The 12,414-nt window shown below is 66.8% G+C and carries 7 protein-coding genes; 4 read left to right on the forward strand and 3 right to left on the reverse strand.

From position 1 onward, the window contains the following. Positions 1 to 329 precede the first annotated feature (329 nt). Complete coding sequence (locus tag ACERIM_RS15215) at positions 330 to 2,117, reverse strand: hypothetical protein (RefSeq protein WP_373633341.1); 1,788 nt, start codon at positions 2,115 to 2,117, stop codon at positions 330 to 332. 344 nt (positions 2,118 to 2,461) lie between these two features. Between ACERIM_RS15215 and ACERIM_RS15220 the strand changes: the two genes are divergently transcribed. Next, positions 2,462 to 3,769, forward strand: a complete 1,308-nt coding sequence (locus ACERIM_RS15220; RefSeq protein ID WP_373633342.1) for a hypothetical protein — start codon at positions 2,462 to 2,464, stop codon at positions 3,767 to 3,769. 12 nt (positions 3,770 to 3,781) lie between these two features. Here ACERIM_RS15220 and ACERIM_RS15225 read toward each other — a convergent pair whose 3' ends face one another. Beyond that, the gene (locus ACERIM_RS15225; protein WP_373633343.1) at positions 3,782 to 5,395 is read right to left on the reverse strand and encodes an alkaline phosphatase family protein; all 1,614 of its coding nucleotides are present in this window, start codon (positions 5,393 to 5,395) and stop codon (positions 3,782 to 3,784) included. 165 nt (positions 5,396 to 5,560) lie between these two features. Next, positions 5,561 to 6,571: a GNAT family N-acetyltransferase gene (locus ACERIM_RS15230; protein ID WP_373633344.1), complete on the reverse strand. Its 1,011-nt coding sequence runs from the start codon at positions 6,569 to 6,571 to the stop codon at positions 5,561 to 5,563. Between the two features lie 288 nt (positions 6,572 to 6,859). Here ACERIM_RS15230 and ACERIM_RS15235 point away from each other — a divergent pair, with 288 nt between their 5' ends. The 3 genes from ACERIM_RS15235 to ACERIM_RS15245 all read left to right on the forward strand — a co-directional run bounded on the left by ACERIM_RS15235 (position 6,860) and on the right by ACERIM_RS15245 (position 12,389). Next, a complete protein-coding gene (locus ACERIM_RS15235; RefSeq protein ID WP_373633345.1) occupies positions 6,860 to 7,870 on the forward strand; it encodes a DUF1616 domain-containing protein in 1,011 nt (336 codons plus the stop codon). A gap of 134 nt (positions 7,871 to 8,004) precedes the next feature. Then, positions 8,005 to 9,840 (forward strand): MFS transporter, encoded by a 1,836-nt coding sequence (locus tag ACERIM_RS15240; RefSeq protein WP_373633346.1) that lies wholly within the window; start codon positions 8,005 to 8,007, stop codon positions 9,838 to 9,840. Positions 9,841 to 10,592: 752 nt separating this feature from the next. Beyond that, positions 10,593 to 12,389, forward strand: a complete 1,797-nt coding sequence (locus ACERIM_RS15245) for a hypothetical protein (RefSeq protein WP_373633347.1) — start codon at positions 10,593 to 10,595, stop codon at positions 12,387 to 12,389. Positions 12,390 to 12,414: the final 25 nt, after the last annotated feature.

The raw sequence follows: 12,414 nt of genomic DNA on the forward strand, positions 1-12,414 counted from the left end.
TACAGCGGCCACTGGCCGGCTCGAGCCCGATCTCTCCGATCAAACCGTGTGTCTCCGTCTGGGACGGACGCCACCGTTTCGACGACACACGGTCGCGTTTTCGGCCGTAATAGCGTATTACCGGCGCTTCAACGGTTGTCGACGGTCGGATTACCCGCCGGGAAAGCGGACGGGACGGCCTCGAGGCGACGCCGGTAGGCGCGACGGGCGATGACGAATCGATCACGACTCGCGGTCCTCGATGTCTCTCGATCGCGCGGGCGGAAAACAACCTGTTAGCTTGCTTCGGCGACCCACCGGAGCGACGATCCGAGACCGACGACGGTCGGTTACGCGTCTCGGACGGCGTACATCTCGAACTCGTCGTTCGAGATGACCTTGTTCGCGCCGCGATATCGGTCCATCCCCTCGAGGGCCGCGCGCCGGTAGTTGAGTTGGTCGTAGACCTCGATCTCCTTCGTCCGGTCCCACTCGGTGTAGACGAAGTAGTACTCGTCGGTCGGATAGGCCCCGCTGTAGTTCCCCCTCGAGAAGACGGTCGCGTTGGCCGTACCGGTGGCGGCCGAGGCGCTGCTGAGCGTGTCGTTCCCCGCGAGGCCGTTGATCCCGTGGTCGTACCGGTAGGGATCGTACCCCATCCCCACGTGCGGCGTCCCGTTGGCACCGTGTTCGAGCCCGTCCTCGTAGCCGCTCATCATCTCGGGGGTTACGTGCTGGCCGGGATTGTAGATCAGCGGCGAGGCGAACATCGTGAGCAGCCCGAGGACGAGACAGGCGCCGAGGACGAGCGCCGCGACGGCGTTCGCACCCGGCCTCGTGATCCACTCCGAAAGCCCGCCGACCAGCTGTGCCAGCGCGATCCCGGCGAGGATCGTCAGCAACACGTAGATGAAGCCGACCTGTCGGAACGCCATCGTCGGCGTGCCAAGGAAGTAGGCCGCGAAGAGGCCGCCGAGCGGGACGAGCGCGAGCGAGACGTAGTTGACGAACGTGCGGGGCTCGTCCGCGAGGCTCGAGCGGCGGAGCCAGACGACCAGCACGAAGAGGCCGACGACGAGGCCGATGATCGCCGCGTCGAGGAACAATTTCACGAACAGTTCGGGCAGGCTGCCGCCGATCTCCGTCAGCGACGTCCCGCGCTGGTTCACCGTGTTGCCGGCCCCGGTGTCGTCCGCGAGCAGTCCGGAGACGAGCGCGATCGCCGACGACCGGAACCGCTCGTTGCCGAGCGCCCAGAGCCCGAACAGGCCGCCGAGAAGCAGCGTCTGTGCGGCCAGAGTCGGATGCTCGAGCATCGGGTGGTCGTCCAACCGCCAGCGGGCGAGGTACTGGACGGCGGTGATCGCGCCGATGAGGATGACGACGTTGAACATCTGCTGGGGATGGACCAGCAAGAGCGCGATCGCGGTGAGAGCGAGGAGGACGCTGAACGGCGAGAGTCCGAGCGGGAGCCGCTCGACGGTCGCCCGGCGGCGGAGATAGGCGACGACCGCAAAGACGACCGGTGGGACGAGAAACAGCGCGTTCGAGTTGGTGTGGACGGCCATGTGGGTCGCGATGTTGTTGACCGGCAGAACCATCCAGGAGACGATCGCGGCGAGCCCGACCGCGAGCCCGCTGTCGGCCATCTCCCGGACGGTCAGGGGGACGAAAAGCAGGAACGGGACGAACAGGATGACCATGCCGAACAGGAGCGCGCGCTCGATCGAGACGCCACCGAGGAAGTGAAAGACAGACGCGAGCGCGTGGAGGCCCGGATAGAACAGTTCGTGGGGCGCCGTCCCGCCGGCGACGATGTCCCGCGTCCACCCCAGATGGCTCATCGAGTCGCCCATTCCGAGGAAGTGGTAGTTCCGGATCACGGGGAGGCTCGCGACGGCGGTGACCGTCATCGCGCCGAGCGCGATGCCGAGCCCCTGCCGCCGGCCGCGACAGGTAAGCGCCGTCCCGACTGCGATCGCGAGCGCGAGCGCGAACCCGACCCAGACTCCCGTCGGCGAGCCGGTGTACACCGAGGACTCGTATGCCGTCGCGGGGTTGGCTCTCGCGACGAGGATCCCCGCGGCGACCGCGAGGTAGCCGACCGCGAGCGTCACGTCGAGTCGCGAGCGGTTCACGCGTTCTCACCGCGCCCGTTCGGCGGGCTCTCGACACGCATGTATTGGTCAGTCGTCGGCACTGGCCACGTTTGTTATCCGTCTCTTACGGCCGAAAACAGGTGTGTGAATCGACCCCATCCACGAACGTTCGACCGTTGCCGATGCTGAGATCGTCGATATCGCTGTCCGAGACCGCTCGGAGCCGGCTCGAGTCGTGACCGCGTGGCGACACCCGTCCTGTATGGCAACCCTGCCGTTCCGAACGGTCGGCTACGGAACGATTTCTCGATCCCGAACTGATCAACGGTTCCGGCCCCTTTTGTAGACGGTCGTGGTCCGACCGGGACGAGAGGCGATTCCGAATGTCATCCATTCTCATCGACGACCTATCCGTCGACGAACGCACGCTCGAGTGGTCCGTCCGCCCCTCGAGCGACCTCGAGCGGTTTTTCACCGACGAGCCCTTCCGAGCCAGCTACGACGTCCCGATCGCGGACGTTCCCGACGGAATCCTCGCGATCCCAGTTCTGGCCCACGTCTGCCCGGTCGCGTGGGCCAACGGGGCCGACGTCTACGTCGACGAGGTCGACGCGACGTTCGCTCGCGCCCTCGAGGACGTCGAGGCGTCGCTGTGTTCGATGTACGACTTCCTCGAGGGCGGGGACCTCTACGCCCGTCGAACCGTCGAGCCGGAGCCCGACCCGGAGGGGGACCACGGACTGCTCTTTACCGGTGGAGTCGACTCGACGTGTTCGTACGTCCGCCATCGCGACGAGTCGCCGACGCTGATCGGGATCCGCGGTTGGACGATCACTCCCGACGCGGCCGACGACGACAAGTGGGCGGCGCTCCGCGAGCGCGTGTCGGGGTTCGCCGACGACCGCGACTGTGACGCCGCGTTCGTCGAGTCGAACATGCTCTCTTTCCTCGATCACCCCATGCTGTTGGCCCACTACAAGCGCCACGTCGACGGCGGCTGGTACAGCTCCGTCGGCCACGGGCTGGGACTGCTCGGGCTCTGTGCCCCCCTCGCGTACGCCCGCGGCATGACGGATCTCTCCGTCGCCGCGACCCACTGGGACGGGATCGACCTCGAGTGGGGGTCCCGTCCCGATATCGACGAGCGAGTCCGGTGGGCCGGCACCCGGTGTCACCACGACGCCTACGAACTCACCCGCCAGGAGCGACTCGACGTTATCGCCGACTACGTCCGCACCGAGAACCCGGGGCTACAGCTTCAGACCTGTAACGACCGCATGGACGGCAACTGCGGCGGGTGCGAGAAATGTTATCGGACCGCAGTCGGGCTCCGGCTGGCCGGCCTCGAGCCGACCGATCACGGCTACCCCTTCACCGACGCCGACTATCGCCGCCTCCGGCGCTCGCTCGAGCGCGGCGACTGGGTCCTCGGGCGGGACGAGCGCCACATGTGGGCCGACATTCGCGAGCGCGCACGCGAGACGGATCCGACCTCGCCGGCCGAACGCGCCTTTTTCGAGTGGCTCGAGGGCGTCGATCTGGACGCGCTGATCACGGCCTCGGAGCCGCCGCTGTCCCATCGGCTCCTCCGGGCCGGCGCGCGGAACGCGCCGACGCCGGTCTACAACGCGGCCTATCCGGTCTGGACGACTGCCAAGGCGGGGCTTCGGCTCGTCCGCTCCGGACGGTAGGACGTCGCTGACTCACTCGAGATAGCCCAGTTCAGCGAGTCGCTTCTCGACCTCCTCGTCGGCCGTCTCGACCGACTGCTCCGCGTCGAGCCGGGGATACGAGCGGGTCTCGGCCGGCGAGACACACGGGAGCGCCTCGCCGTCCATCCGTTCGTCGGCCGGAACGCCCAGCGTCGAGAGGACCGTCGGCGCGATGTCGAAGAGGTGCGGCCGGCCGACCCCCGCATCGGGATCGATCGCGTCGCCGCTGGCCGCGACGGTCCCCTCGAGCTTGTGATTCCACGGCTCGCTCGGTGGGCCGAACTGCTCGTCGCGTAGCGTCGCCGAGAGGAAGTGATCGAAGTCGGCCGGCACGGTCACGACGTCGACGGCACGATCGCTCTCCGGGCCGTGGAAGAACTCCTCGCGGGGAGCGACGGTCTCGAAGACCGGCTCTCCGTCCGGCGTCGTGACCGACCGCAGTTCCCCGATGAGCCGCGACCGGACCGTCTCGTACTCCGACTGCGGGACGACGCCGTCGGGCTCGCGACCCTCGAGGTTGATGCGGACGCCGAGTTCGATCCGCGAGCGGACGGAGGCAGTCGACGCCGCGAAATCGACCTGGGTCGCGCCCGCGTTGACCAGCCCCGCGGGGGCGTACTCGGCCACGAAGTCGTCGATCCCGAGCCGCGCGAGGACGGCACCGATCCGCTGGCTCGTCAGCCCCATCCCCGCGGCCCTCGCCATCGCGCGCTCGGCGAGGCCGGGCTCGTAGTCCGCGGCCTCATCGCCCTGCTTGAGGTTGCCGTCCCGAACCGTCGCCCACGTGGGCATTCCCTCGCCGCCGCGTTCGGTCTCGACGACGCCGCGGTCACGGAGATAGTCGTTGACCCGGAACTCGTAGCCGTCGTAGGGCCCCATCCCGTGGTCGCTGGCGACGATCACGGTGTCCGGATCGTGCGTCGCGATGGTCTCGCGGAGCTGGCGGTCGACCTCGCGGTAGATCGCCCGAATCGCTGCGTCGTCGTCGGGCCGCTCGTGGAAGATCGAGTCGGTCGCCTGGAACTCGAGGAAGCCGAACTCGGGGTCGAACCGGTCGGCGAGATACCGAAACGCCTCGCCGCGGCTCCGCACGCAGTCGGCGTAGGCGCTCCCGAGGTCGGCCGCGTCCTCGTCGGGGTAGACCCGGTACTCGCCGATCGATTCCCGCACGTCCGCGAGCAGGCCGGCGGGATGACAGTCTGGGTCTTCCGGTGCGGTGTACCCCGGAATGAGCGCGCCGTCGAACTCGCGGGGCGGGTGGGTCACGGGGACGTTGACGACGACGCTCGTGATTCCGTGGCGGTCGAGCAGTTCCCACAGCGTCCGCTCGCGGACGTCGGTCGCGTTGACCACGTCCCAGTCGTAGCCGTCGAAGGAGAGAAAGCCGTAGACGCCGTGTTTGCCCGGGTTCATCCCGGTGTACAGCGACGGCCACGCCGAGGCCGTCCACGGCGGGATCTGGGACTCGAGCGGCCCGCTCGCCCCGTCCCGGTAGAGCGACTGGAGGGTCGGTACCTCGTCGTCGTCGAACAGCGGCTCGAGGACCCGATCGCAGGCCGCGTCGATACCGACGAGTAGCGTTCGAAGGGAGGATCCGTCGTCCATCGAGGGAACCTCCCTCCTCTCTACCCTTCGTTATAGACGAAATTATCATGGACCGACTCGTTTTCCGGCTCTGAGCGGCTCCTCTATCGTCGACCGGTCACCGGTAACGACTCCGAATAACCGTCGAAACGACTTCATACCGGCTGCCCCCGCGGCCGCGAGGCGTTATTTGACCGAGTCGTACAGCGACGCGACCTGCTTGACCCCCCACGAGCCGTACTCGAGGCTGTAGTAGGTCCGCAATTCGGGGTTGAACTTCGCCTTGTAGCGGTTGATCCGACGGGTATCGGCACCGACGAGGTCGTAGGTCTCGAGGCCGCGCTCGATGCCGTCGCGCATGACCGCCCAGTCGAGGAGGTCGTTGGTCGGCAGATCGACGTCGGCGTCGGTGCGGACGCCGCCGAGCCAGCGGCCGACGGTGTCGCCGTACTCCAGCGCGAGGATGCCGCCGACGAACTCGCCGTCGACCCGGAGGGTGTAGGGGCGGACGTGACCGTTGGGCGATCGGTCGGCGAGATCGAGGACGAACGCGAGCGGCACGTCGAAGTCGATCCCCTGGGACTCGTACCGGTTCCGAACCTGCTCGTGGATCAGCCGGATCTCCTCGCGGCCGCCGACGTCGATCTCGTAGGCGTCGTCGTCGGCGTTGCGAACGTTGCTCCGCGCGTCGCTGCTGAACGACATGAGGAGGTCGTCTTCGTCCCTATCAAGGTCGACCGCGTAGGTATACGACGGCGTCACGTCGTACTCGTTCCACTGGAACGGTCGCGCGTCCGCGAAGGTCGTCGCGGTGCGGACGTGGCCGTATTTGGGGTTCAGTTCGGACTCGATCCACTCGAAGCAGCCGTCCATGAACCGCTGTCGCCGGCGCTCGCGCTTGCGCTGTTTCAGCTTCCCCATGTTCAGGAAGGCCGGCCCGAGGTAGGGGACGCGGAGCCGCGGCGGCGGCGAAAACGCCGTCGTCACGAGCCGCTTGGTGATCTCGAAGACGGGGAAGATCCCCACCGGCTCCTGTCCCTTGAACCCCACCAGCGGGTGCAGCGTCGCGTCCGCGTGGTCGGCCTGTACCCGCAGCGCCTCGAGTTCGTGACAGAGCCGTCCCTGCGGCGATCGCTCGACGTACCCGTTCCACCGGTCCAGATCGTCCTCCGTCGCGACGCGGACGTCGATGCTCATGGTCGCGATCCCTCGCGTGCGATCGAGGCGGTCGTCGCTCGGCGTTCCATGAGCGATGGCTCCCCGCACAGCTACTTTGTAAGCAGCCTGTTTCCGTCGTCGGAAGCGACAGCGAGCGGACACGCTCCGACGGTTCGTTACTCGAGGGAGCAGTCGCATCCCACGGTCCGCCGACGCTCCGCGATCAGTGATGGACGCCGCCGGGTCGCGTGCCGGCGGTCGGCGTCGACCACCACGGTAACCGACCAGTAACAATGGCTGACAGGATGGTGCGGTCGATAAATCACAATGAAAGGCCTGCCATTTCAGCCGGTCACGGCCCTGCGGCGGCGCAGCAAGTCCGTCCTCGCTGGCGCTCCCATCGATCTGATCGGCATCGCCGGCTTCGTCCTCGTCGCGGCCGTCCTCTTGACGATCGTCGACGCCCCGTCGACGGTCCTGCGGGCGGCGGTCGGGTTCCCGCTGTTGTTCCTCGCGCCCGGGTACGTGGTCCTGTCCGCGCTCTTCCCGCGGGAGACGCCCGCGATCGCCGACGGTCGGCCCCTGCTCCGACAGACGGTTTCCCTGTCAGACACCGAACGAGCGGCGCTGTCGTTCGGACTGAGCTTCGCCCTCCTCCCGCCGTTGGGGCTGGTAATCGCCGTCACGCCGTTCGGGTTCACCACCTCGACCGTCGTCAACACCGTTGCGGGAGCCACCCTGCTCGGGGCCGGCGTCGCGATCGCCCGCCGACTGGCGGTCCCGCCCGCCGACCGCTATCGCCCCGCTCGCCGACTCGAGGCGGCTCGTGCAGCGATCTTCGACGCCCGGTCGACGCGTCACGTCGCCGTCAACGTCGTTCTCGTCATCAGTATGCTGCTGGCGGTGACGACGGTCGGCTACGCGCTCGTCGCACCCCAAGACGGCGAGCAGTACACGAGCCTCCGGCTGCTCACGGAAGACGACACGGGCGAACTCGTCGCGTCGGGCTATCCCTCGGAGATCGAGTCCGGAGATGCAATTCCGCTCGTCATCGCGGTGGAGAATCAAGAGGGTCACGACGAGGACTACACGGCCGTCGTTCAGGAGCAGCGTCTCGAGGACGGCGAGATCGTCGAACGCAACGAGTTACAGCGCATCGACTACAGCGTCAACGCCGGTGGCACGGCCTACGCCGATCGAACGCTGTCCCCCGAGGCCGAGGCGGAATCGATCCGGATCACCGTTCTCCTGTACGACGGGGACGTCCCGGAGACGCCGACGACCGAAAACGCGTACCGCCACGGTTACTTCTGGGTCGACGTCACCGACGGCGAGTGAGCGCCCCTCGTGACCGCTTCCGGGCGGGCTCGCCCTCGAGCGTCGTTCGGTCCGCGGTGACGGTACGAGCGAACTTACAGTCGGCAACCGGTGAATAACAAGGCCCGCGATCGGGCAACGTCTCGGCAGTTCGAATGTCTTCCCAGTCAGCCGTCGACGATGATCCGATCCGGAAGCTGGTACTCGCGATCGGCTTTCTCGCGGTCAGCGCCAGCGCGTTCGTCGCGCACACGAACCCTGCGACCGGCTACGAGCTATCGATCTACACGATGACGCCGTGGGCGGTCTGGGCGGGGCTGCTGGTCGCGCTGAGCGTCTCGCTTGCCGTCGCGTTCGTCCCGTTCTCGCGGGCACACCGGCACCAGTGGAGCCGTTCGATAGCGCTCGTCCTCGGCGGGCTCGTGATGGCTGTCTTCGTCGGGCTTCCGATCGTTCGCGGCTACCGGTTCTACGGCCACTACGACGCGTTGACCCATCTGGGGTGGGCCCGCGGTATCAGCGAGGGGACGTTCCTCCCCTTCGAGCTGTTCTATCCCGGTATCCACACGGTGACGGTCCTGATCAACGCGACGGTCGGGATCGCGCTCTCGCGGTCGATGCTGTTCGTCGTGTTCTTCGCCGTCCTGCTGTTCTGTCTGTTCGTCCCCCTGTGTGTCGGCGTGATCGTCCGCGACTGGAACGCAGTGGCGATCGCCGCCTTCTCGGCGTTTCTGCTGTTGCCGATCACGACGATCTCGATGAACCTGTCGGCACACGCGATGTCGCAGGCGGTGTTGTTCTCGTCGGTCCTCCTGTACCTGTTCGCGAAGTATCTCCGCACCGATCGGGACGGACGTTCGATTTCCGCCGTCGGCGTCACGTTCGCGCTCGGGTCGGCTGCGGTCGTCCTCTATCACCCGCAACTCGCGGCGCATCTGCTCGTCGCCTTCGTCGCGATCGGGCTCGTTCAGTTCCTCGCCAGGCGGGCCGATCACGACCGCGCCTCCGAACACCCCGCCCTCTACGGACAGGTGCTGTTCCTCGCCGTCGTCTTTCTGGTGTGGAGTTCGAACTACGGGTTCTTCGCCGGCACGGCCGAGTACTTCCTCGGTTCGGTGATCGAGTTCGTCCTCGGCACGGGCGGCGGCGCGGGCGACACGGTCGCGACCCAGGGCACCTCGTTGGCGTCGATCGGGGGGAGCCTCTCGGAGATCTTCTTCAAACTGTTCTTCCCCTCGCTCGTCTTCTCGCTGCTCGCCGGCGGCCTCGTCTTCGCCGTCGCGGGACGGCTGAGTTCGCAGTGGCTCGATCGCTTCCGCCTCGAGACGACGTATCTCGCCGCCGGCCTGGTCGCGCTCGGCCCCGTCTTCGTGGCGTACTTCCTCGCCAGCGGGTCGAAGATGTACTTCCGCGTCTTCGGACTGATGATGGTGTTCGTGACCGTCCTCGGGGCGATCGCGATCCACGGGCTGTTGACGCTGCTCTCGGCGCGACGATCGGGGGGTCGCGGACCGCCGGTCGGGCGACCGCTGATGGCCGTCGCCGTCGCCGTCTTACTCGTCCTGTCGCTGCTGGCCGTCTTTCCCTCGCCGTACATCTACAAAGCGTCCCCCCACGTGAGCGAACAGGAGTTGCACGGCTACGAGTCCGCCTTCGCCACTCAGCAGTCCGATCTCGCGTTCGTCGGGCTGCGAAACGGACCGAACCGGTACGACGACGCGATCAACGGCAACGAACAGCGGATGCACGCCCACGACGGTCTCCCTCCGTCCGTGATCGAGGACGGGGTTTCTAACGAGTACGAGGGCGATCGGTACCTCGCGCTCACGCGATCGGATTACGAACGCGAGGTGATAGCGTACCAGGGGCTGCGATATTCCGAGCGCGAACTCGATCGAATAACGGCCTCCCCCAACGTGAACCGGGTTCAGTCCAACGGGGAGTTCACGCTGTACTACGTTACCAGTAGCGGGGAGTCCGAGGCGGCGTAACGGACTGCATTCGGACCCGCGGTCAATTCCGCGGAACGGTCAATCGCCTCGGACCGGCGCTGCTCTCGTCACTGTTTTCGACACCGGGAACGCGATCCCGTCGTTTCGGTCCCGAACCGGACACGGTCGGAAACCGACTCCGCCGGCGTGATCGCAATCGAACCCGTCGCCGGCATCCCTTCGCCGTCTCGGTAGCCGCCTCCAGCGGCGGCCCCGCCTCGGTTTCTTGCTGCCGTCTCGAGTCGAGTTAGGACGCGACCGTCTCGCTCGTTGGCGGTCCGTTCGGCGATCTGCTCCAGCGACCGGTCGGTTTCTCGGTTCCGGTGCCGCCCGATCGCCGTCGGCGGGGTTGAAGCGATCACACTGTATCCTTCGACCGAAGGTCCAGCCGTCCGCGTTGAGTTGATCGGTGGCGATTCGAGCGCCGCGTTTCGATCGCGGTCGCCTCGAGCGACCCGCCGTGTGATCGGTCGGTCTCCGTCGGTGTCCTGACTGGACCGCGTCCGACAGTCGACACCGCTACGGTAATATGGTGTTACCGGCTCCCTGAGCCGGCCGGAGAAGCGCGTTTCGGCCGGTAATACCTATTTACTGCTCTTCAGATTAGACCTTCCTCGAGCCGAGACATACATAACAAACACACAAATAATTCAAAATATTTTGAATCTATATTCGGCGAAATAGTGTTTTGATATGAGAATGTGCAGAAATTAGGAAAGGCTTATGAGGGTATAATACTCGATTTCGGTCGCATGGCACGCGACACTTCGGTACCGGACGATGACGCTTCGTCCGAGACGAACGGCGACGACCGACGGAACGGCGGTAACGAGTCATTACTTGGCCGACGATCGTACCTGACGATGGCCGGCGCCACCACGGCGGCGACTCTCGGCGCGGCGACCGCGACGGGACAGAGCGCCAGCGGGGACTACGACGTGATCGAAGTCAGCGCCGGCGAGCGGTTCACCAAACGCCTCGAGGAGGGCGAGACCTGGGGGAACAAGCTGATCGACATCACCGCCAGCGGGGCGGAGTACCTCATTCACACGCAGGGCAACTCCTGTACGATCCGCAACGTCGGGATTCGGGGCGTCTGGGACGGTCACGACGGCTCCCCGCTCGTCGCCTACGCCACCGATCCGAACGGCGAGGTCCTCGTCGAAAACGTCTATCTCGGCGACGGCTCGACCGCTGAGAACTACCCCGCCGGGAACCCCGGCGTGTTCGTCCCGCCCTCGCACGCAGGGACGGTCACGGTCCGGAACCTCAACTACCAGGACAACCCGAGCAACGCCGTCTACGGCTCCTCCCCGGGCAACCCACAGGAGCATCCCAGCCCCGGTGCGGGCGGTACGGTGATCATCGAGGACTCCTACTCGTCGAACCACTCGTCCTCGGGCTTCCGCGTCGGGACCGACGACTCCCGCGTCGAGAACTGCGTGGCCGTCGGCGGGAACCGCGGCGGTTGGGCGTATTTCAACAACCCGACGTACCGCAACTGCGACTTCTCCGGGGCCAACATCGGCGATATCTACGGCGGCAACGGCGCGTGGTCGCTCGACGGCGTCGCCACCATCGAAGAGGTCTACGGCTCCAACCCGGGCGGCAACGTGGACGGCTCGTTCGCCGGCTCCGCCCGGCGGACCCGGCCCGAGGAGGTCGACGGCGTCCCGACCACGCCCGAGGAGGCCGCGTCCGGCGGTTCGAGCGATAGCTCGAGCAGCGGTTCGAACGAGGATACCGCCGAGTCCCAGCTCTCGAACCTCCTGCTGGTCAACGGCAGTTCCTCGGATGTGACCCGCTACGAGTTCACGGTCGGCGGCGACGTCGAGCGCTCGACCGCCGAGGGCGCGTCGATCGACGACGAGGACCGAATCGACGGCTCGACGGTGAACGGAACCGTCGCCGACTGGAAGGACGCCTTCCGCTTTAGCGGCGACCTCGCCGAGCTGACCGTCGACGGCCCCGGCACCGTACTGGTCAACGGCGAGGAAGTCGATCCCGCCGACTACGGCGAACAGCTCCCCCACGTCCTCGAAGTCAGCGGCGAGGGGACGACGATGAGCTACGAGATCACCGTCGACGGATCGATCGAACTCGTCGCCGACGACGAGCCGGCCGCGGAGGCGACGACCGTCTCGGGCTCGACCGCCCAGAGTTCGATCACGGACGGCACCCAGACCTACCGCTTCTCGGGCGCGCTGACCGACGTGACGTTCACGGACGGCACCGCGATGATCACCGTCGACGGCGAACGGATCGATCCCCGCGAGTACGGCGCGTACGAGATGTTCCCCCACGCGCTGGTGATCGACGGCACCGACGCCGACGGGCCGACGACCTACGCCTTCGAGATCGACGGCGCGGTCGTCCAGTCCGACTACCAGAACGCCTCCATCGACGAGGAAGACGTCGTCGAGAACGGGACGGTTCGGGGCGGCGTCGGCAACTGGCTCGACGCCTACTGGTTCGACGGCGATATCGCCGACTTCCGACTGCGCGGCGACGCGGCCGTCGACCTCCAGTACAACGCGCGCGACCGGTGACCCTGGGAGAACCCGATCCCGAAAA

The sequence above is a fragment of the Natrinema sp. H-ect1 genome, assembly GCF_041821105.1.
In the GTDB taxonomy this organism is placed as follows: Archaea; Halobacteriota; Halobacteria; order Halobacteriales; family Natrialbaceae; genus Natrinema; species Natrinema thermotolerans.

Excerpts from the sequence above, each read along its gene's own strand:
- ACERIM_RS15220 (WP_373633342.1), top strand. The coding sequence starts at position 2,462 with ATGTCATCCATTCTCATCGACGACCTATCCGTCGACGAACGCACGCTC.
- ACERIM_RS15225 (WP_373633343.1), bottom strand. The coding sequence starts at position 5,395 with ATGGACGACGGATCCTCCCTTCGAACGCTACTCGTCGGTATCGACGCG.
- ACERIM_RS15245 (WP_373633347.1), top strand. The coding sequence starts at position 10,593 with ATGGCACGCGACACTTCGGTACCGGACGATGACGCTTCGTCCGAGACG.
- ACERIM_RS15240 (WP_373633346.1), top strand. The coding sequence starts at position 8,005 with ATGTCTTCCCAGTCAGCCGTCGACGATGATCCGATCCGGAAGCTGGTA.
- ACERIM_RS15235 (WP_373633345.1), top strand. The coding sequence starts at position 6,860 with ATGAAAGGCCTGCCATTTCAGCCGGTCACGGCCCTGCGGCGGCGCAGC.
- ACERIM_RS15230 (WP_373633344.1), bottom strand. The coding sequence starts at position 6,571 with ATGAGCATCGACGTCCGCGTCGCGACGGAGGACGATCTGGACCGGTGG.